The organism is Microbacterium sp. SCPM-O-B-15248 (M128), from assembly GCF_058214835.1.
In genome coordinates, this window is sequence record NZ_JBYQLI010000002.1 from 246,197 (window position 1) to 265,934 (window position 19,738).

Below are 19,738 nucleotides of genomic sequence, written 5' to 3' on the forward strand. Positions count from 1 at the left end.
TCCGGCTGGCCCTCTGCTGGGGTTCCGCGTCTCGTAGGCCAGGTACCAACTGTGGCCAAACACAATGGAGGGCGAATGGGCCGGCCTGTACGCCGGGTTCTGTCCGGGGGCCGAAGCCCCGTGGACGGTCATCTCTCTCGGCGACACGTTGCCGTGCCGCTCCAGCGGCCTACCCGGGGACTCGGCGAGCCGCGTCTGCATCCCCTGTCTGGCCTTGCTCCGGACGAGGTTTACCTTGCGGGTCGTGTCACCACGACCCCGGTGGTCTCTTACACCACCCTTTCACCCTTACCCGCTCGAGGCGGGCGGTCTGCTCTCTGTGGCACTGTCTCGCGGATTGCTCCGGGTGGGCGTTACCCACCGTCCTGCCCTGTGGAGCCCGGACGTTCCTCGGCACGGGCGAACCCGCGACGCGACCGTCCAGCCGACCCATTCGCATGATCGAGTCTACGCGGGCGGCTCAGCCCTTCTCGGCCGTCTCGCCGATCCGCAGGTCGAGGGGGAAGTCGATCGGGAACGTGCCGAATAGAAGACGACCGGCGGATGCCGCGGACTCCCGCACCGCGTCGGCCACGGCCTCCGCGTGCTCGATAGGGGTGTGCACGACGATCTCGTCGTGGAGGAAGAACGCCAGGTGCGGCACGCGCGAGAACGCCGGCCCTGAAGCGGGCGCCGCGCGGGTGGCATCCACGGGGTCCAGCGCGGTCAGGCGTGTGCGCAGGTCGGCCAGCCACGCCAGGGCCCACTCCGCGGCGGTGCCCTGCACGACGAAGTTGCGGGTGAAGCGGCCGCGGTCGCGTGCGGCGCGTCGGGCCCGCGTCTCATCGGCGCCCGAGGCTTCGGCGTCGCTCGCCTGCGACTGCAGAGCGCGCCAGATGTCCCCCGCCCCCGGGGAGCTGCGACCGAGCCAGGTCTGCACGCGGCCACCCTCTTCACCGACGCGGGCCGCGTCATCCACGAGTCCCATCGCGCGCGGGAACGTGCGCCGCAGTCGCGGCACGAGTCGCCCGCTCTCGCCGGTGGTCGCGCCGTACATGGCGCCGAGCATCGCGATCTTGGCCTCGGCGCGCGTGGCGACCGCTCCGGCATCCACGATCCCGGCGTAGAGATCGCGACCGGATGCCGCCTCGGCCAGCGCCGTGTCGCGTGCCATTGCCGCGAGCACGCGCGGTTCGAGCTGCGCGACGTCGGCTGTGACGAGTGTCCAGCCCGGGTCGGCGCGGACGGCGGTGCGCAGCTGCCGCGGGATCTGCAGCGCTCCCCCGCCCGACGACGCCCAGCGTCCGGTCACGACGCCCGCGGGGACGTAGACCGGGCGGAAGCGTCCGTCGTGCACCCACTCGGCCATCCACGCCCAGCCGTTCGCGGTGTACAGGCGCATGAGCTTCTTGTACGCGATGAGCGGGGCGACGACGGGGTGGTCGTGCTCGGCGAGCTCCCAGCGGTTGGTCGACTCGACGAGAAGTCCCGCGCGGTGGAGTGCCCGCAGCAGGCGCGGCTGCGAGTCGAGCGAGACGCTCGGATCGTCCAGCGCCGCGCGTACCTCTGCGGCCGCGTGCTCGATGCGGGTGGGGAGGCCTCCGGCGACGCGCGATCCGAGCTGATCCTCGAGCAACCGGGCGTGGGCCGCGACGTTCCAGGGCAGTCCCGCGGCGTGCAGCTCGGCGGCGATGAGGGCACCGGCGGACTCCGCGGCTCCGAGGAGCCGCAGGGCGCCGGGCGTCGCCGCCGACGCGATCGCGGCACGCTGGCGCCGGTACTCGGATGCCGCGGCCTCGACATCGTCGGGAGGCCCGTCCGTGCTGCCGTCCAGCGAGAACAGGACGTCGGTGTCATCGCGGGGGACGGCGGTGGCATCCCATTCCGGGTGTGAGCGGAGGTCGTGGTCGTCGCCGACGCTTGCGGCGTCCCGCAGCAGGGCGTGCACGAGTCGCAGGTCCCAGGCACGAGCCACGCGCACTCCCGCCGCCAGTAACGGCGCGTACCAGTGGGGCGTATCGCTCCAGACCCATCGCACGTCGTCGACGGCCTCGCGGGCGCGGATCGCGCCGGGCAGGTCGGCGCGCGCGACGGTGACCGTGCGGACGACGGTGCCCGCGGCATCCAGGTCGCTGAGGGCGATGGATCCGGATGCCGTGCGCCCGACGACGACCTCAGCCGACGAGGGCGCCAGGGTGGCTCACCGCGATTCTTCGGTGCGGACGAGGATCGCTCCGCACTCGGGGCAGAACACGACCTCGTCGGTCTGCGCGCGGCGGACCACGGCGAGATCGCTCGGGGGAAGCACCATGCGGCACGCTTCGCACGCGCCGGCGAGAAGCAGACCGGCCCCGGTGCCGCGCGCGGCGAGACGCTCGTAGAGGCCGAGAAGGTCGGCGGGGACGGCGCCGGCGACGGCGTCGCGATCGCGGCGGGCAGCCTCGAGTCGGTCGGTGGCCTCGGAGACGACGCGCTTGGCCTCGGCGCTGAGCTCGGCGCCCTGCGCGTTCGTCTCGGCGATGAGCGCCTCTTGCTCGGCGACGGCGGCATCGGCGGCCTCGAGCTGCTCCATCAGGGCGATCTCGGCGTCTTCGAGGTCGCTCTTGCGGCGCGCGAGCGAGGTCAATTCGGCCTCGAAGCCCTGCGCCTGCTTGGCGTTGGTGGCCGCGGCCAGACGCTCGGAGTCGCGCTTCACGCGGGCGTCGACGACGGCGACATCGGACTCGACCCGGGACAGCTCGACCTTGAGGTCGTCGCGGACGTTGGCGCGCGACGCCAGCTCCTGCGCCAGCGTCGAACGCTGCGCGATCAGCTCGCGCACCTGCGCGGCCTGCGGCGGGTTGCCCTTGACGTGCTCGTCACGCCGGATGCGGGCGTCCAGGTCGGCGAGATCGAGGAGTTTGCGCTGGTCGGCGGGGTCGGCGTTCACGGAGTCCACGCTACCCCGGGGGTGGGACACCGGTGGTGCGGATAGCGTGGACGTTCCCCGTGGAGAGGACACCCGCGTGAATCCGCTCGCAGCGCTGATCGGTCTCATCTTCGTCGCGATGGGCGTTCTCGCCTACACCGGCCGATGGAAGGGCTGGATCCGGTTCCGACGCGGGTTCGGGAGCACCATCGGATTCGCCTGGTTCTGGATGGGTGTCGCCTTCACCGTGGCATCCGTCGCTCTTGCGGTTTCTTCGCTCCGACCGTTGTTCTTCGTCCTGATCGTGGTCGCCGGGGTGTTTCTCGTGGTCGCGGCGATCGCGATGTTCTGGCTCCCCCGCTCGCTCCTACCGTCGTGGTTCCTCGAGCTTCGCGATGGCTCGGGCCACCGACCTCGATAGACTCGAGGCATCCAGGGCCTTTAGCTCAGCTGGTAGAGCGCCACGTTTACACCGTGGATGTCGTCGGTTCGATCCCGGCAGGGCCCACCGTTCCCGTTCCACGTCGAGGGCGCACGGCTCAGCGCTGTCGCGTGGGCCGGACGATGATCTCGTTCACGTCGACATCGACCGGCTGTTCGATCGCGAAGTTCACGGCTCGAGCGATGGCATCGGGTGAGATGGCCGCCGCGCGGTAGTCGACCATGAGGTCGGCCGCCTGAGGGTCCGTGATGTGATCCGCGAGTTCGGTCTCGACGACACCGGGTGAGATCGTCGTGACGCGGATGTAAGGGGCCGACTCCTGCCGAAGTCCCTCGGTGAGTGCCCATGCCGCGTATTTCGTGGCGGAGTAGATCGCCGAGGTCCCGACTACCTCGTGAGCTCCGATCGACGCGATCGTGACCACGTGCCCCGACCCCTGTGTGCGGAAGTGTGGCAGCACTCCGGCGATCCCGTTGTAGAGCCCGCGCACGTTGACGTCGAACATGCGGTCCCATTCGTCGACGAGCAGTGCATCCATGCGCGAGAGCAGCATGACACCGGCGTTGCCGACGAGCACGTCGAGGCTGCCGTGGGTTGCGACGACGTCGGCGATCAGCGCCGCGAACGCATCCCGGTCGGTCACGTCCAGCGCGCGCGCCTCCGCGGCGTGGCCCTCGCGAGACAGCTCGTCGGCGATTCTCTCCAGCCGCTCCGTTCGTCGCGCGGTGAGGATCACACGGTGCCCCTCGGCGGCGAGGCGGCGAGAGATCCCCTCACCGATGCCGCTGCTCGCGCCCGTGACGAGCACGACTTTCGACGTGGCGGTCTTCGTTGCGGATGTGGTGACGTTGTGTGCGGTGTTTCCTGTCATGGCCACGAGCCTCCGCCGGTGTCCCACCGGCGGAGAAGGCCGCAGCGAGCCTGGGAGCACCGCACCCTGCCTGCGCGTCAACACCATTCGTACAATCGCGGTATGCCCGACAACCGACTCGGCGAGTACCTCACCGCACGCCGTGGGCAGCTGCGTCCCGAGGCGATCGGCTTCGCCACGCACGGCCGTCGGCGAGTCCCCGGCCTGCGCCGGGAGGAGATCGCCACGTTGGCCGGCCTCAGCGTCGACTACTACACCCGACTGGAGCAGGGGCGCGAACGCCGCCCCTCGTTGCAGGTCGTGGAGACCCTCAGCAGGGCTCTGCGGCTTGACGACGATGCACGGCTGCACCTGCTCCGCGTCGCCGGTCTGATCCCCGTGGCGAGTCCCGGCATCGACCAGGAGCGCGTCGCGCCCGAGCTGCTGAGCCTGATGGAGATGTGGCCGGTCAACCCCGCGATCGTGCTGGGAAGGGCCTACGACGTGCTCGCCGGCAATCGCCTCGCCTACGCCCTGTTCGAGGGCTTCCACTACGGACCGAATCTGCTCGCAAAGCTCTTCCTCGATCCGGCCGCGCGCACCTTCTACGTCGACTGGTCCGACGCGGCCGCGAATACGGTCGCAGGTTTCCGGGTTCTTCACGGCGCCGCACCGAGCGACCCGCGCGTCGTCGAGGTCCTGAACACCCTGGTGACACGCAGCCCCGAGTTCGCCGACCTCTGGAGTCTCCACGATGCGCGCGGAAAGCGACTCGAGACCAAGAGGTTCCGGCACTCCCAGGTGGGAGAGCTGACTTTGCACATGAACGCCTTCGACGTGAAGGCTGCGCCAGGGCAAGAGCTCGTCGTCTACTCGGCGACGCCGGGCTCCGAGTCGGCAGACGCTCTCACTCTGCTCGGGACGCTCACCGCTACTCCGGCGAGCTGAGCGCCGCGACGCGGCGATGTCGGATCGCGGGGTCAGCTCAGGACGTTCACGCTCCGCGCGATCACCAACGCCAGCAGCACGAACCCGGTGATCGCCTGCACCATCATGAACAGCTTCGCGCGGATGCTCAGGGGCATCACGTCGGTGGGGCTGAAGGCCATCGCGTTGGATGCCGAGAAGTACAGGTAGTCGATGTAGCCGGGTGCCCAGTCCTCGACGTCGGAAGAACGACGGGCGATCTCGCTCACGGCGTCGCGGTCCGAGTCCTGCGGGAACTGGAAGTCCGCCGGCGGCAGCTGGTCGCGGGGGTCGCGCCGACGGACGACGGGTCCGCCGCGGTCCATCTCCCAATAGACGACGGCGTAGCCGATGACGTTGATCGCCCAGACCTGCGCGGCTCCGAGCAGCACGACCGCTCCCCCGCTCTGTCCGTCGAGCAGCTGTTGCACGAGCAGGAAGAAGGTCACCTGGTTGGCCGCGAGAAGCACGGCGACGAATCCGAGCGCGAACGCGCGTCCCACCCACGTCTCGCGGTTCAACCGGCGAGGGTTGGTGATGACCATGGGGATCGCGCAGAGGATGCTCGCGCCCACCACGACGTAGCGGAGCACTCCCGAGACATCGCTGGGCAGGACCGCGTAGAGAATCGTCCCCAGACCGAGCGAGATCAGCACCGGCCACCGGTGCTCGGGGCGGGTGCGGAAGTCCGCTCGGTCGCTCGACGTCACGCGCTCAGGCTAGACCCGTGACCCTTTCCATCCGTCGTGACGCGGCAGGAAGGGGGTGGATGCCTCGACACCGAGGCATCCGTGTTCGTTCCGACGTGCTCGTGCCGACGTGGGCACCCGTGGCGGTCCCGACTGGGTAGGCTGGACGATGGTGAATTGTGCGGAGCAGACAAGGGTTGCCGCACACGTATGGCGATTCTCTGGCATGACCTGCCAGACGACGAAAGGTCTTCCGTGACTGTTCACGACCAGGATCCGTATTCGCAGGGGCCGCAGGACAGCGACCCGGAAGAGACCTCTGAATGGCAGGAATCCCTGCGTCAGCTGGTCCAGGCGAAGGGCCCCGCACGCGGGCGCGAGATCATGCTGAGCCTGCTCAAGGGCTCGAAGGATCTGCACCTCGGTGTTCCGATGGTGCCGACCACCGACTACATCAACACCATCGCGCAGTCCAACGAGCCCGAGTTCCCGGGTGACGAGGAACTCGAGCGCCGGTACCGCAAGTGGATCCGCTGGAACGCCGCGGTCACCGTGCACCGTGCGCAGCGCCCCGGCATCGGCGTCGGCGGTCACATCTCGACGTACGCGTCGTCGGCCGCTCTGTACGAGGTCGGCTTCAACCACTTCTTCCGCGGTCTCGACGACCCGTCCGGGGGCGACCAGATCTTCATCCAGGGCCACGCCTCCCCCGGCACGTACGCGCGCGCCTACCTCGAGGGTCGCCTCACCGAGGCGCAGCTCGACGGCTTCCGCCAGGAGAAGTCGGCCGCGCCGAACGGCCTGCCGTCGTACCCGCACCCGCGCCTGATGCCGGAGTTCTGGCAGTTCCCGACGGTGTCGATGGGTCTCGGTCCGATCAACGCCATCTACCAGGCGATGTCGAACAAGTACCTCAGCAACCGCGGCATCAAGGACGTCGCCGACTCGCACGTCTGGGCCTACCTCGGCGACGGCGAGATGGACGAGGTCGAGAGCCGCGGACAGCTCCAGGTCGCAGCCAACGAGGGCCTGGACAACCTGACGTTCATCGTCAACTGCAACCTCCAGCGCCTCGACGGGCCGGTGCGCGGCAACGGCAAGATCATCCAGGAGCTCGAGAGCTTCTTCCGCGGCGCCGGCTGGAACGTCATCAAGGTCGTCTGGGGTCGCGAGTGGGACGACCTGCTCGCCCGCGACACCGAGGGTGCGCTGCTGAACCTCATGAACAGCACCCCCGACGGTGACTACCAGACGTACAAGGCCGAGAACGGCGCGTACGTCCGTGAGCACTTCTTCGGTCGCGACCCCCGCGCCCTCGAGCTCGTCAAGGACTACACCGACGAGCAGATCTGGGGCCTCAAGCGCGGTGGCCACGACTACCGCAAGGTGTTCGCGGCGTTCAAGGCGGCCAAGGAGCACAAGGGCCAGCCGACCGTCATCCTCGCCAAGACCATCAAGGGCTACGGCCTCGGTCCGCACTTCGAGGGCCGCAACGCGACCCACCAGATGAAGAAGCTGACGCTGGACGACCTCAAGGCCTTCCGCGACGCGATGGACATTCCGGTCACGGACGCGCAGCTGGAAGAGAACCCCTACCAGCCGCCGTACTACAACCCCGGTCCGCAGGATGAGACCATCACCTACATGCTCGAGCGTCGTCGTTCGCTCGGCGGCTTCCTTCCAGAACGTCGCACGACCCACGTCGGTCTCGAGCTGCCCGGTGACCAGGCCTACGCGCTGCCCAAGAAGGGTTCGGGCACGCAGGAGATCGCGACGACCATGGCGTTCGTCCGTCTGCTCAAGGACCTGCTGCGGGTCAAGGGCTTCGGCCACCGCATCGTCCCGATCATCCCCGACGAGGCGCGCACGTTCGGCATGGACGCGTACTTCCCGACGGCGAAGATCTACAACCCCAAGGGTCAGCACTACACCTCGGTCGACCGCGAGCTCCTCCTGGCCTACAAGGAGAGCCCCCAGGGTCAGATCATCCACGTCGGCATCAACGAGGCGGGCGCCCTCGCGGCGTTCACCGCGGCGGGCACGTCGTACGCCACGCACGGCGAGCCGCTGATTCCGGTCTACGTCTTCTACTCGATGTTCGGCTTCCAGCGCACGGGCGACGCCCAGTGGGCGGCGGGCGACCAGATGGCGCGTGGCTTCATCATCGGCGCGACGGCCGGCCGCACCACCCTGACCGGTGAGGGCCTGCAGCACGCCGACGGACACTCGCAGCTGCTGGCATCCACCAACCCGGCGACGGTGTCGTACGACCCCGCCTACGGCTACGAGATCGCCCACATCGTGCGTTCGGGCATCGAGCGCATGTACGGCGGAGAGCACCCCGACCCGAACGTCATGTATTACATGACCGTCTACAACGAGCCGCTGGTGCAGCCCGCCGAGCCCGAGGATGTCGACGTGGACGGCATCGTCCGCGGCATCCACCGTGTGTCGGTCGGCGAGGGCGAGGGTCCCCGTGCCCAGCTCCTCGCGTCGGGTGTCGGTGTGCCGTGGGCGTTCGAGGCCCAGCGTCTGCTGAAGGACGACTGGGGCGTCGTCGCCGACGTGTGGTCGGTCACGTCGTGGAGCGAACTGCGCCGCGACGGTCTCGCCGCCGACGAGCACAACTTCCTCCACCCCGAGTCCGAGCCCCGCACCGCGTACCTCACCGAGAAGCTTCGGGATGCCGAGGGCCCGGTCGTCGCGGTCAGCGACTGGATGCACGCCGTCCAGGACCAGATCCGTCAGTGGGTTCCGCAGCGCTACCTGTCGCTCGGTGCCGACGGGTTCGGGTTCTCCGACACCCGTGCCGCCGCGCGCCGGTTCTTCAAGATCGACGGTCCGTCGCTCGTGGTGCGTACGCTCCAGGGGCTCGCGGACGAGGGCAAGGTCGACCGTTCGGTGATCGCCCAGGCCATCGAGAAGTACCGCCTGCACGACGTCAACGCCGGCACGAGCGGGAACGCCGGCGGCGAGGCCTGATCGCGTGACCGATCGCGCGGCCGTCGACGGTTCGGGAGGGAGCGGGGCCACCGCTTCCTCCCGGGCCGCGGACGAGAAAGCCGAGACCCTGGCGTGGTTGCGCCGGATCTCGGGCGACCTCGCCACCGCGACGATCCAGCGGCTCGAAGAGACGCTGCCCTGGTACGCCGAGATGCCCCCGGCGCGCCGGTCCGCTGTCGGACTGGTCGCGCAGGCGGGCATCACGTCGTTCCTGCAGTGGTTCGAAGAACCCGCGTCCACCCCGGCGATCGCCGCCGACATCTTCGCCGCCGCACCCCGTGAGCTGCTGCGGAGCGTCAGCCTGACGCAGACGCTGCAGCTCGTGCGCGTCACCGTCGAGGTCATGGAGGAGCGGGTCGCCGGCCGGAGCGAACGCGTCCGCGAGGCGATGCTGTCGTACTCGCGCGAAGTGGCGTTCGCCGCCGCCGACGTCTACGCCCGCGCCGCCGAGGCCCGCGGCCTGTGGGACGCCCGCCTCGAAGCGCTCGTCGTGGACTCGATCCTCACGGGCGAGGCCGATGACGAACTGCCCAGCCGCATCGCGGCCCTGGGCTGGCACGGCCACGGTGAGGTCGCGGTGCTCGTGGGCACCACTCCCCCTCAGCTCGACGTCGACCACGTGCGTCGCACCTCGCGCAAGCTCGGTGTGGACGTGCTGATCGGTGTACAGGGTTCGCGTCTGGTGCTCGTCATCGGTCGGGCAGATCTGCCCGTGCGCGGGCGCGAGGACACGACCGAGCTGCCGTTCACCGAGATCGCCAAGCGACTGGAGCCCGGCTTCGGGGCCGGGCATCTCGTGCTCGGACCCGCCGTCGCCGCTCTCGTCGACGCGGGCCAGAGCGCCCGCGCGGCCCTCGCCGGGTTCGCCGTCGCCCGGGCCTGGCGGAACGCTCCGCGTCCGGTCGAAGCCGACGACCTGCTCCCGGAGCGGGCGCTGGCCGGCGACGCGGTGGCCAAGCAGACGCTCGTCGAGCGCGTGTACCGTCCGCTCCAGGCGCACAGCGCCGACCTCGTCGCGACGCTCTGGAGCTATCTCGACAACGGCCGTTCGCTCGAGGCGACGGCCCGCGAACTGTACGTGCACCCGAACACCGTGCGGTACCGCCTCAAGCGCGTGTCCGAGGTGATCGGGTGGGATGCCACGGGCCCGCGCGAGGCGCTCATCCTGCAGACCGCCCTCATCCTCGGCTCCATGGGGACGGATGCCACGCGACGCCGTGGCACGGCCGCCCGGCGCACCTCGAACCTGCGCTGATGCACGGCGCGCACAAAGACACGCCGATTTCTTGTGCCGATATCTCCAGAAGCCGACGGCGGATCCTTGACAGGATGGGACGGTGATCATCGCCGTCTTCCCCGGGCAGGGTTCTCAGACCCCCGGGTTCCTCTCGCCCTGGCTCGAGATCGACGGGACGCGTGAGCGTCTGGCCGCCGCTTCCGAGCACGCGGGCGTCGACCTCCTCGCCGCCGGGACGGAGTGGGATGCCGACCGCATCCGCGACACCAGCGTCGCTCAACCACTCATCGTGGCGGCGAGTCTCCTCTCCTGGAGCGTCCTGCGTGACCGCGCCGGGCAGGGCGCCGACGGCGTTGCGGGCCACTCGGTGGGCGAGTTCGCCGCCCTCGCGGCATCCGGTGTCCTGTCGGACGCGGACGCGCTCCGGCTCGTCGGGATCCGCGGACGTGCGATGGCCGACGCGGCCGCCACCGTCGAGACGGGCATGAGCGCCGTCGTCGGCGGAGACGAGCAGGCCGTGCTCGAGCGCCTCGATGCGCTGGGCCTGACCCCCGCCAACTACAACGGCGGCGGGCAGATCGTCGCGGCCGGCGAGCTGCCGGCCCTGGCCGAGCTGGCCGCCGAGGCGCCGCGCGGAACCCGCGTGATCCCGCTGCAGGTCGCGGGCGCCTTCCACACGCGCTTCATGGAGCCCGCGGTCGAGACCCTTCGTGCCGCAGCCGCCGATGTGTCGGCATCCGCCCCCACCACGACGCTGTGGACGAACTCCGACGGCACCGTGGTCGACGACGCGCGCCGTGCCGTCGACCTGGTCGTTGCCCAGGTCGCCTCGCCCGTCCGCTGGGACCGCTGCATGGCGTCGTTCGCCGAGCAGGGCGTCACAGGCATCATCGAACTCGCGCCCGCCGGCGCCCTCACGGGGCTGGCGAAGCGCGCGCTGCGCGGGACCCCCACCGTCGCAGTCAAGACCCCGGACGACCTCGATGCGGCCGTCGCACTCCTGAAGGGAGAGCAGGCATGAGCACCCCCACCCTCCGTCAGCTGCAGGGACCGGCGCACACGCGCATCTACGCGTACGGCGCGGCTCGCGGTGAGAACTACGTCCCCAACGACGATCTCGTCGGCCCGATCGACTCGAGCGACGAGTGGATCCGTCAGCGCACGGGCATCGTCACGCGCGTCCGCGCGAACGCCGAGACGGATGCCATCGACCTCGCGTCCGACGCCGCCCGCGAGGCCGTCGAGAAGTCCGGCGTCGCCCCCTCGGACATCGATGCCGTGATCGTCGCGACGATCAGCAACCCGAAGCAGACGCCGTCGGCCTCGGCGATCGTGGCGGACCGGATCGGGGCCAACCCCGCCGCGGCCTACGACGTCAACGCCGCGTGCGCGGGCTTCGCGTACGGCGTCGCTCAGGCCGACGCGCTCATCCGCGGCGGACTCGCGACGCACGTCGTCGTCGTCGGCGCCGAGAAGCTCAGCGACGTCGTCGACCCGACCGACCGGAGCATCTCGTTCCTCCTCGGCGACGGCGCCGGCGCGGTCGTCATCGGCCCGAGCGACACTCCCGGCATCGGTCCCACGATCTGGGGCTCGGACGGGTCGAAGGCCGACGCGGTGGGCATGAACCACACGCTCACGGAGTTCCGCGACGGCGTGGCCCCGTGGCCGACGCTGCGTCAAGAAGGACCCACCGTGTTCCGGTGGGCGGTGTGGGAGATGGTCAAGGTCGCCCGACAGGCCATCGAGGCCGCCGGCATCCAGCCCTCCGACCTCGCCGCGTTCGTGCCCCACCAGGCCAACATGCGCATCATCGACGAGTTCGCCAAGCAGCTCGGACTCCCCGAGACGGTGGTGATCGGACGCGACATCGAGACGACCGGCAACACCTCGGCGGCCTCGATCCCGCTCGCGACGCACCGGCTGCTCGAGGAGCACCCCGAGCTCAGCGGGGGCCTGGCCCTCCAGATCGGGTTCGGCGCCGGACTCGTGTTCGGCGCGCAGGTCGTCGTCCTCCCCTGACGCGCGAGCGTCGAACCCTAGACTTATCGGGGCTCGGGACGACTCCCCGGGTCCGCCCCCAACAACAGGAGAAATCATGGCATTCACCAACGACGAGGTTCTCGCCGGCCTTGCCGAGCTCATCACCGACGAGACGGGCATCTCGGCCGATGAGGTCGCGCTCGAGAAGTCCTTCACCGATGACCTCGACATCGACTCGATCTCGATGATGACGATCGTCGTCAACGCCGAGGAGAAGTTCGGCGTCACCATCCCCGACGACGAGGTCAAGAACCTCAAGACCGTCGGCGACGCTGTCACCTACATCTCGTCGAACCAGTCCTGACCCTCCCGGTGGGGGCTGCGGCCCCCACCGGTCACGACCCCTCGGCCGCACCAAGGATCACACCATGAGCACACCCCGCATCGTCGTCACCGGTATCGGTGCCACCTCGCCCATCGGCGGGACGGCTCCCGAGAGCTGGTCCGCCCTGCTGTCCGGTGCGTCCGGCGCGCGCACTCTCGAGCACGAATGGGTCGAGAAGTACCAACTGCCCGTCACGTTCGCTGCCGAGGCGCTCGTGCGGCCCGAGACCGTCCTCGACCGCCCGATCGCCAAGCGCCTCGACCCGTCGTCGCAGCTGGCGATGGTCGCGGCGAAGGAAGCGTGGGAGGACGCGGGAGCGCCCGACATCGATCCCGACCGTCTCGGCGTCGACTTCGCCACCGGAATCGGCGGCGTGTGGACTCTCCTCGACGCGTGGGACACCCTGCGTGAGAAGGGCCCGCGCCGCGTCATGCCGATGACGGTGCCGATGCTGATGCCCAACGCGGCGGCCGGCAACCTGTCGCTGCACTTCAACGCCCGCGCCTTCGCGCGGACTGTGGCCTCGGCGTGCGCGTCGAGCACCGAGTCGATCGTCAACGCGGTGCAGCACATCCGTGACGGCCTCGCCGACATCGTGATCGCCGGTGGTACCGAGTCGGCGATCCACCCGATCACGATCGCGTCCTTCGCCTCGATGCAGGCGCTGTCCAAGCGCAACGACTCTCCCGAGACGGCATCGCGTCCCGCCAGCATCGACCGCGACGGCTTCGTCATGGGCGAGGGTGCCGGCGTGCTGATCCTCGAGACCGAGGAGCACGCGAAGGCACGCGGCGCCAAGATCTACGCCGTCATCGCCGGTGGCGGCGTCACTGCCGATTCGTACCACATCACGGCCAACGACCCCGAGGGCCGGGGCGCGGCACGTGCCGTGCGCATGGCGCTCGAGATGGCCGGGGCCTCCCCCGACGACGTCAGCCACATCAACGCCCACGCAACGTCGACGCCCGTCGGCGACCCGAACGAGTATCAGGCGCTGCGGGCCGTGTTCGGCGCGCGGGTCGACGAGATCCCGGTCTCGGCGACGAAGGCCTCCACGGGTCACCTTCTCGGCGGCACGGGTGCCCTCGAGGCCATCTTCACGGTGCTGGCGCTGCGTGACCGCGTCGCGCCGCCCACGATCAACCTCACCGAGCAGGACCCCGAGGTGCCGTTCGCGATCTCGGGCTCGCCGGTCGAGCTCGGCTCGGGCGACCAGCTGGCCATCAGCAACTCGTTCGGCTTCGGCGGCCACAACGCCGTCGTCGCGATCGCCTCGGTCTGATCACTGCCGAACGCCCCCGGCATCCCCCGACTGCTGCGGGGATGACGGGGGCGTTCGGTCTTTCATCGAGCGAGGGATACGCGGTCCCGGTGCCGGGAGGTACTCACCGGCCTCCGGTAATGGCGCCTCCCCCACTCGACATCTCTCAGCCGACCTTGTGCAACCAGACGACGTGCTGGTCGTCACCGGCGTGGCGGAAGGGCTCGAGCTCCTCGTCCCAGGCGGACCCGAGGGCGACGTCGAGCTCGCGCTGCAGTTCGAAGGCATCGCCCGCGGCGACCTCGAGGGCATAGCGCACACGGTCTTCACCGATCACGACGTTTCCCGCGGCATCCGTCTGGGCGTAGTGGATGCCGAGACCCGGCGTGTGCATCCAGCGCCCGCCGTCGCTGCGCGGCGTGGGATCCTCGCTCACCTCGAAGCGCAAGTGCTCCCACCCGCGGATGGCACTGGCGAGCGCGGCTCCGGAACCGACCGGGCCCTCCCAGTAGAACTCCGCCCGCCGGCTGCCCGTGAGGACCGGCTGCTCGGACCAGTCGAAGTTGACCGCACGGCCGAGGGCGCGTCCTACTGCCCACTCGAGGTGGGGGCACAACGCGCGCGGCGCCGAGTGGATGAGGATCACTCCGCGCGAAGACGTGGTCGCCATGGTCTCTCCTTCGTCAGGTACGTCTTCCCCTACGACCTGCGCGAGAGCGGTGGCGGCTGTTCGGTTGTCTCGGTCATTATCGCCCGAAGATAACGAAATCACAACACTGTGATCCGGTCAGGCGAACCAGAGCTTCCAGTAGAGCGCGAAATTCCGGTTGCCGTACGAGGAGCACGCGTCTCCGCTCCCCCAGCGGGCGTCGATCGCCGCAGCGTTCGGCTGGTACGGCGTGTAGTTGTACAGGGCCGCCGTGGCGTGGTTCCGGATCTCGATGTCGGTGCCCCCGCACGCGGGGTCGGGCGAGTAGGCGATGTAGTGCGTGCCGGGCTGCCGCATGAAGTCCGAGGCGCGGTAAGCCGCGAGGTCGGTGGCACCCTGCGCCATCTGGGCGGCGAATCCCGCGCGACCCGGGTCGCACGGCGCATCGTCGGGGCAGCGCGCGCCCATCGCCGCGCCGAGCGCCTCGGCCGACGGCGCGCGGGCGATCCGACCCGACACGAGGCTCTGCTCCTTCTGCAGCGTCACCAGCAGCACCTTCGCGGAGATCCCGCACGCGCGCTGCACGCGGTCGATGATCTCGGCCGCGGTGAACTCGCCTCCATCGTACGCGTCGCAGACCGTCTCGCCGGTGTCCTCCGACACGATCGCTTCCCGCGGGGGCAGAGTGCTGCGCAGGACATTCAGACAGGAGTCCGTCGCGCAGTCCCCGATCTGGTCGTCGAGGAAGCGTTGGACCTGTTCGGCATCCATCGCCGTGCCGTCGTAGAAGGCGGCATCGTCGATGAGGGATCCGGGATCGAAGTCGGCCAGATCGATCGAGGCGCGCTTGGTCTCGGTGTTCCACACGGTGTTCCAGCCGGACACGAGGTGCACGAGCGGGACCGCCGCGGCGACGACGAGGCCGAGCACGACGACGGCGAGGATGCCGGCCGTCCACCGTCGACGGTGCAGCACACGGCGCCGCGCCGCGCTCGGGCGCCGGGGAACGCCGCGGCGCGCGGGCCGGCTTCGTGGTGCGGCGCGGCGGCGCGTCGGGCCTGCCTGTCTCGCCATGGTTCGATCGTGCCGCACCGCGCCGAACGTGTGCGGGACGCGGCCCGCGCGGCGCGACGGACGGACAGGAGATTCCCGGTCAATGGCCGCTCGGGCGCGCGGCATCCGGTGGGGTCTCGCGGGTCGGCCAGCCCGGATCAGCGGACGTGACGGACCGGCGCGGCGGGCGCCGCGGCGATCCCCGAACCGGAGAGCGTGAGACCGTCGGAGCCGCTGGCGTCGTGCATCATCTGATCGACGAGTTCGCGGTCGATGGCGGGCTCACGACCGCCATAGAACTGCAGCACGAGGGCGTTCGAGGCATGGATCCACAGACTCGCCTGCCGCACCCCCTCGTTCACGGGCACCTGGAGCATGAAGCCCTCGTTGCGTCGAAGCTTGTTCATGATCACGATGCGCAAGTGCGCGAGCACGCGGTCGTCGATGTCGAACGTCGCACGGTCGCGGTAGATGAGGCGTCCCACGGCTGGTCCTTTTCTGGCGCGCCGAAGCGTACCTGTCGAGCAAAGGGCGGGACCACGCCGGGAAGCGAGGCAATGCGGGGACCCTCATTCTGCCATCTCGCTGGTGCCTGTCGCTCGCCACAGCACATTCAAAGCCGGTGCCGATAATCTCTGTCGAACCACTCTGACGACCCACGAGAGAGAACACCCGTGAGCCCTCACCGAACCTCCACCGACCAGGAGGGCCGATCTTCGAGCCCCCTCGTTTCGAGAGGGGGTGAAATCGGATGCTGACAGCGGTCCTGACGCTGTTGCTGGGTGTGGTCATCACGCTCGCGATCATCGCGGCCTGCGGCTTCTTCGTCGCCCAGGAGTTCGCGTACATGTCCGTCGACCGGGCGAAGCTGTCGGCCCGCGCCGAGAAGGGCGATGCGCAGGCCAAACGCGTGCTCGCGATCACGCAGCGCACGTCGTTCATGCTCTCGGGAGCCCAGCTGGGCATCACCGTGACCGGCCTGCTGATCGGCTACGTCGCGGAGCCCTTGATCGGCGCGTCGATCGGCACGCTGCTCGGCGGTGTCGGGGTCGATCCGGCGGTTTCCATCGTCATCGGTACCGTCGGTGCGCTGCTGCTCGCCACGATCGTGACGATGATCTTCGGCGAGCTGTACCCGAAGAACCTGGCCATCGCGAACCCCGAGCCGCTCGCCCGAGCACTCGCCGTTCCCACGCGGATCTACCTGCTCGCGTTCGGTTGGCTCATCACGGTGTTCGACGTCGCCGCGAACGCACTCCTGCGTCTCGTACGCATCGAGCCGCTCGAGGACGTCGACGAGAGCGCGACCGCGCGCGATCTCGAGGCGATCGTCGAGGAATCCCGCGCCAGCGGCGATCTGCCCGACGACCTCTCGATGATCATCGACCGCATCCTCGATTTCCCGCAGCGCGACGTCGAGCACGCCATGATCCCCCGCTCGCAGGTCGGCTCGGTGCGACCGGAGACGACCGTCGGCGAGGTGCGTGCGCTCATGGCGACCGGCCACACGCGGTACCCGGTGATCGGGGAAGAGGACTCCCCCGTCGGCGTCGTCGAGCTCATCGACGTGCTGCGCGAGCAGCCGCATCCGGACGCGCCCGTCTCATCGGTGATGCGCCCCGCCGTGGTCCTGCCGACCTCGATGCTCCTGCCCGTCGCGCTCGACCGCATGCGGCACAGCCGCAACGAACTGGCGTGCGTGGTCGACGAGTACGGCAACTTCGACGGCATCCTGACCATCGAAGACCTCACCGAAGAGGTCATCGGCGAGCTCTCGGACGAACATGACACCGAGGTCGACGAAGTCGCCGCGATGGGCGATGCGGCGTGGACGGTCCCCGGCGACCTGCACCTCGACGAACTCGAACGCCTCATCGGCCACGACCTGGCGACCTCCGACATCGAGACCGCCGCCGGTCTCGTCATCGACGCCCGCGGCGACCTGCCCGCGGTCGGCGACATCGTCCGCATCGACGTGCCCGAGCGGGCCGGCGAGGTCGTCCAGGGTCTCCACTTCGAGCGCTGGCTCGAGGTCGAAGTGACCGAGATCGACCGGCACGTGCCCTCGCAACTCGTCGTGCGTCTGCACGAGATCGACCGGGATGCCGAGCCGGCCTCACCGATGAATGCGGTGGACGAGGAGGTGACCCGATGAGCTGGTGGGTCGTCACGCTGATCACGGCCGCGCTCATCATCGCGAGCGCCTTCTTCGTCATCGTCGAGTTCGCCCTCCTCGCCGCGCGACGGCACCGGCTCGAGGAGGAGGCCGCGACGAGCGCTTCCGCTCGGGCCGCACTGCGCGGCGTCAACGAGCTGACCGTCATGCTCGCTTTCGCCCAGCTGGGCATCACGGCGTGCACCTTCCTGCTCGGTGCCATCACGAAGCCGGCGATCGACTACGCGCTCGCTCCCGTGTTCGAGACGTGGGGACTCCCCTCTGTCCTCGCGGACGTCATCGCGTTCATGCTCGCGCTCATCGTGGTGACGTTCCTGCACCTGGTGATCGGAGAGATGGCCCCCAAGTCGTGGGCGATCGCGCACCCCGAGACCGCGGCGAAGGCGACCGGCATCCTGGCCCGGGCACTGACGTGGCCGCTGCGGCCCTTCCTGCTGTGGATCAATCGCATCGCGAACCGCCTCGTGCGGGCGTCGGGCGTCGAGCCGGTGGAGAAGGCCGCCGCCGGTGGTCAGGACGCCGACACCATCCGTGAGCTGGTCGCGCACTCGCGCCGTGCCGGAACCCTCGACGAGCAGTACTCGGCTCCGATCGCGCAGGCGATCGAGCTGAGCACGCTGACGGTCGGCGAGATCGTGCGCGGCGACCGGACCCCCACCTCGGTGCCCGAGGACGCCACCGCGGCCGACGTGCAGGCCGTGGCCGCGTCGTCGACGCACTTGCGGGTCCTCGTGGGCACGGGCCCGACATCGCGTGTGGCGCACGTGCGCGACACCCTCGAGGTCGATCCGTCGACCCCGGCGCGCGAGATCGCGCGGGACCCGCTCGTGCTCGCTCCGGGCGACTCGGCCTACGACGCCCTCGCCCGGATGCGCCGCCGCCGCGTGCAGCTGGCCACGGTGGTCGACGGGGCGCACCTGGTCGGCGTCGTGACGCTCGACGACCTGCTGAAGCAGATCCTGCCGGGCCCGGGCGAGCTCGCCGACGCGGCGAGCTGATTCCTTCGGGCCGTGTACTTCCGTTCGGGGCGCGACTCCTGCGCCCCGAACGGCGGCTCGCGCCCCGAACGCGCGATGACCGCGGGGCTCCGGTTCTCACCCGATCAGGACGTCGCTGCCGGGGTCGTCGCCGTCGGCGAAGGAGCGGATGGCCGCCTCGAGCTCGGCGAGGAACCACCGGCGTGCGCCCGTGGGGTGCAGCGCCGGGTTGGCGAAGAGGCGCACGTGGAAGCCCTCGACGAGGTCACCGAGGGGGCGTGCGGACAGCGGCCATCGCGCCGAGAAGAGAGCGGCCACTCGCCTCGGGACGATCGCCGCGCCCTTGGACCGCAGCAGCGTCTCGGGGAGCGTGGAGAAGTGGTGCACCCGCAGGACGGACGCGGGGGTGACACCTGCATCATCGAGGGCTCGCCCCACGCGATCGTGGCCCGCCGAGGTGTCTATCAGTGCCAGCCGGAGCGGTGACAGGTCCTCCGCCGCGAGCGGGACGCCCCGCAGCGACTCGGGCCACTGCGCGACGCAGACGTAGGTCTCGGCGAAGAGTTCCACGGTCGCGGTGCGTCCCGTCGGCGCGGCGCTGCTGACGGCGGCATCCACTTCTCCGCTGGCGATCCACCGATCGACCGCGTCGACATCGACCGGGACGACGTCGAGGCTCACCCCCGGGGCGTCGCGCGCGAGTCGCTCCATGAGCACGGGGAGGTAGGCGAATTCACCCATGTCGGTCAGCGCGACGCGGAAGCGTGTGCGGGCGGTGGCGGGATCGAAGTCGCGGCCGGCGACCACGTCGTCGATGCCGTCGATGGCGGGGCGGGCGACGGCGTACAACTGTTCGGCGCGGGCGGTGGGTTCCATTCCAGCCGACGACCGCACGAACAGGGCATCGCCGAGGTCGCGACGCAGACGCCCGAGCGCGTAGCTCACCGAGGGCTGGGTGACGTTGAGCACGCCGGCCGCGAGCGTGAGACTGCGCCGTTCGTAGATGGCGACGAAAGTGCGCAGCAGGTCGAGATCAACGGATGCCATGGCGGAGTCCTCTCGTGGAGCAACCGCGCTCCATAGAGGGATTCTATGCGGATCATGCGAAACCTCGTCTGGACGTGGGGTGTATCGGCGCCTTGAATGGAACGAGCGCCAGGGACGGCGTGGAAGGACGTGA

Annotated in this window: 18 protein-coding genes, 1 tRNA gene and 1 other RNA gene; 11 read left to right on the plus strand and 9 right to left on the minus strand. The window is 69.8% G+C overall.

Features of this window, described 5'->3' with window-relative positions; all coding sequences use genetic code 11:
- Positions 1-72: 72 nt before the first annotated feature.
- From rnpB to AC3E6M_RS03845, 3 genes are all read right to left on the minus strand, one after another.
- Positions 73-432, minus strand: an RNA gene (rnpB, locus tag AC3E6M_RS03835) — RNase P RNA component class A.
- A 28-nt stretch (positions 433-460) separates the two neighbouring features.
- Positions 461-2,173, minus strand: coding sequence for a bifunctional 3'-5' exonuclease/DNA polymerase (locus AC3E6M_RS03840; RefSeq protein ID WP_490529261.1), 1,713 nt, complete (start codon positions 2,171-2,173; stop codon positions 461-463).
- A gap of 6 nt (positions 2,174-2,179) precedes the next feature.
- Positions 2,180-2,908 (minus strand): zinc ribbon domain-containing protein, encoded by a 729-nt coding sequence (locus tag AC3E6M_RS03845; RefSeq protein ID WP_138172268.1) that lies wholly within the window; start codon positions 2,906-2,908, stop codon positions 2,180-2,182.
- Positions 2,909-2,954: 46 nt separating this feature from the next.
- Between AC3E6M_RS03845 and AC3E6M_RS03850 the strand changes: the two genes are divergently transcribed.
- Together AC3E6M_RS03850 and AC3E6M_RS03855 are read left to right on the plus strand one after the other, a co-directional pair.
- Positions 2,955-3,308, plus strand: coding sequence for a hypothetical protein (locus tag AC3E6M_RS03850; protein ID WP_138172267.1), 354 nt, complete (start codon positions 2,955-2,957; stop codon positions 3,306-3,308).
- A gap of 14 nt (positions 3,309-3,322) precedes the next feature.
- A tRNA-Val gene (locus AC3E6M_RS03855) sits at positions 3,323-3,395 on the plus strand.
- Between the two features lie 31 nt (positions 3,396-3,426).
- On the opposite strand, the gene AC3E6M_RS03860 is transcribed toward AC3E6M_RS03855, so the two are convergent.
- Positions 3,427-4,200, minus strand: coding sequence for an SDR family oxidoreductase (locus tag AC3E6M_RS03860; protein ID WP_212743455.1), 774 nt, complete (start codon positions 4,198-4,200; stop codon positions 3,427-3,429).
- Positions 4,201-4,302: 102 nt separating this feature from the next.
- On the opposite strand from AC3E6M_RS03860, the gene AC3E6M_RS03865 reads away from it, so the two are divergent.
- Entirely contained in the window at positions 4,303-5,127 is an 825-nt protein-coding gene (locus AC3E6M_RS03865; protein ID WP_138172265.1) for a helix-turn-helix transcriptional regulator, read from the plus strand.
- A gap of 32 nt (positions 5,128-5,159) precedes the next feature.
- Here AC3E6M_RS03865 and AC3E6M_RS03870 read toward each other — a convergent pair whose 3' ends face one another.
- Positions 5,160-5,855, minus strand: a complete 696-nt coding sequence (locus AC3E6M_RS03870; RefSeq protein ID WP_138172264.1) for a DUF1345 domain-containing protein — start codon at positions 5,853-5,855, stop codon at positions 5,160-5,162.
- A 234-nt stretch (positions 5,856-6,089) separates the two neighbouring features.
- Between AC3E6M_RS03870 and aceE the strand changes: the two genes are divergently transcribed.
- The 6 genes from aceE to AC3E6M_RS03900 all read left to right on the plus strand — a co-directional run bounded on the left by aceE (position 6,090) and on the right by AC3E6M_RS03900 (position 13,724).
- Positions 6,090-8,816, plus strand: coding sequence for a pyruvate dehydrogenase (acetyl-transferring), homodimeric type (gene aceE / locus AC3E6M_RS03875; RefSeq protein ID WP_490529095.1), 2,727 nt, complete (start codon positions 6,090-6,092; stop codon positions 8,814-8,816).
- A gap of 88 nt (positions 8,817-8,904) precedes the next feature.
- Positions 8,905-10,092: a PucR family transcriptional regulator gene (locus tag AC3E6M_RS03880; RefSeq protein WP_138172301.1), complete on the plus strand. Its 1,188-nt coding sequence runs from the start codon at positions 8,905-8,907 to the stop codon at positions 10,090-10,092.
- A gap of 82 nt (positions 10,093-10,174) precedes the next feature.
- The gene (locus AC3E6M_RS03885; protein WP_138172262.1) at positions 10,175-11,095 is read left to right on the plus strand and encodes an ACP S-malonyltransferase; all 921 of its coding nucleotides are present in this window, start codon (positions 10,175-10,177) and stop codon (positions 11,093-11,095) included.
- Positions 11,092-12,096, plus strand: coding sequence for a beta-ketoacyl-ACP synthase III (locus tag AC3E6M_RS03890; RefSeq protein ID WP_292902366.1), 1,005 nt, complete (start codon positions 11,092-11,094; stop codon positions 12,094-12,096). Before AC3E6M_RS03885 ends, AC3E6M_RS03890 begins: the two co-directional genes overlap by 4 nt.
- A 76-nt stretch (positions 12,097-12,172) precedes the next feature.
- Positions 12,173-12,421: an acyl carrier protein gene (locus AC3E6M_RS03895; RefSeq protein WP_128216336.1), complete on the plus strand. Its 249-nt coding sequence runs from the start codon at positions 12,173-12,175 to the stop codon at positions 12,419-12,421.
- Positions 12,422-12,485: 64 nt separating this feature from the next.
- Positions 12,486-13,724 (plus strand): beta-ketoacyl-[acyl-carrier-protein] synthase family protein, encoded by a 1,239-nt coding sequence (locus tag AC3E6M_RS03900; RefSeq protein ID WP_490529096.1) that lies wholly within the window; start codon positions 12,486-12,488, stop codon positions 13,722-13,724.
- A 145-nt stretch (positions 13,725-13,869) separates the two neighbouring features.
- On the opposite strand, the gene AC3E6M_RS03905 is transcribed toward AC3E6M_RS03900, so the two are convergent.
- From AC3E6M_RS03905 to AC3E6M_RS03915, 3 genes are all read right to left on the minus strand, one after another.
- Positions 13,870-14,373 (minus strand): DUF3145 domain-containing protein, encoded by a 504-nt coding sequence (locus tag AC3E6M_RS03905; protein WP_138172259.1) that lies wholly within the window; start codon positions 14,371-14,373, stop codon positions 13,870-13,872.
- A gap of 117 nt (positions 14,374-14,490) precedes the next feature.
- Positions 14,491-15,426 (minus strand): hemagglutinin, encoded by a 936-nt coding sequence (locus AC3E6M_RS03910; protein ID WP_138172258.1) that lies wholly within the window; start codon positions 15,424-15,426, stop codon positions 14,491-14,493.
- Positions 15,427-15,563: 137 nt separating this feature from the next.
- Positions 15,564-15,890: a DUF7882 family protein gene (locus AC3E6M_RS03915; RefSeq protein ID WP_138172257.1), complete on the minus strand. Its 327-nt coding sequence runs from the start codon at positions 15,888-15,890 to the stop codon at positions 15,564-15,566.
- A gap of 266 nt (positions 15,891-16,156) precedes the next feature.
- Between AC3E6M_RS03915 and AC3E6M_RS03920 the strand changes: the two genes are divergently transcribed.
- Complete coding sequence (locus tag AC3E6M_RS03920; RefSeq protein WP_490529097.1) at positions 16,157-17,560, plus strand: hemolysin family protein; 1,404 nt, start codon at positions 16,157-16,159, stop codon at positions 17,558-17,560.
- Complete coding sequence (locus tag AC3E6M_RS03925) at positions 17,557-18,579, plus strand: CNNM domain-containing protein (protein ID WP_490529098.1); 1,023 nt, start codon at positions 17,557-17,559, stop codon at positions 18,577-18,579. The genes AC3E6M_RS03920 and AC3E6M_RS03925 overlap by 4 nt, the downstream gene beginning before the upstream one ends.
- Before the next feature lie 96 nt (positions 18,580-18,675).
- Here the strand turns inward: AC3E6M_RS03925 and AC3E6M_RS03930 are convergent, their stop codons facing one another.
- Positions 18,676-19,605 carry a LysR family transcriptional regulator gene (locus AC3E6M_RS03930; RefSeq protein ID WP_138172254.1) on the minus strand — a complete coding sequence of 310 codons (930 nt, stop codon included), beginning with the start codon at positions 19,603-19,605 and terminating at the stop codon, positions 18,676-18,678.
- Positions 19,606-19,738: the final 133 nt, after the last annotated feature.

Bases quoted from the DNA above. Each gene is read 5' to 3' on its own strand.
- AC3E6M_RS03920 (WP_490529097.1), top strand. From the start codon at position 16,157: ATGCTGACAGCGGTCCTGACGCTGTTGCTGGGTGTGGTCATCACGCTC.
- AC3E6M_RS03895 (WP_128216336.1), top strand. From the start codon at position 12,173: ATGGCATTCACCAACGACGAGGTTCTCGCCGGCCTTGCCGAGCTCATC.
- AC3E6M_RS03900 (WP_490529096.1), top strand. From the start codon at position 12,486: ATGAGCACACCCCGCATCGTCGTCACCGGTATCGGTGCCACCTCGCCC.
- AC3E6M_RS03930 (WP_138172254.1), bottom strand. From the start codon at position 19,605: ATGGCATCCGTTGATCTCGACCTGCTGCGCACTTTCGTCGCCATCTAC.
- AC3E6M_RS03910 (WP_138172258.1), bottom strand. From the start codon at position 15,426: ATGGCGAGACAGGCAGGCCCGACGCGCCGCCGCGCCGCACCACGAAGC.
- AC3E6M_RS03865 (WP_138172265.1), top strand. From the start codon at position 4,303: ATGCCCGACAACCGACTCGGCGAGTACCTCACCGCACGCCGTGGGCAG.
- AC3E6M_RS03860 (WP_212743455.1), bottom strand. From the start codon at position 4,200: ATGACAGGAAACACCGCACACAACGTCACCACATCCGCAACGAAGACC.
- AC3E6M_RS03890 (WP_292902366.1), top strand. From the start codon at position 11,092: ATGAGCACCCCCACCCTCCGTCAGCTGCAGGGACCGGCGCACACGCGC.
- AC3E6M_RS03925 (WP_490529098.1), top strand. From the start codon at position 17,557: ATGAGCTGGTGGGTCGTCACGCTGATCACGGCCGCGCTCATCATCGCG.
- AC3E6M_RS03905 (WP_138172259.1), bottom strand. From the start codon at position 14,373: ATGGCGACCACGTCTTCGCGCGGAGTGATCCTCATCCACTCGGCGCCG.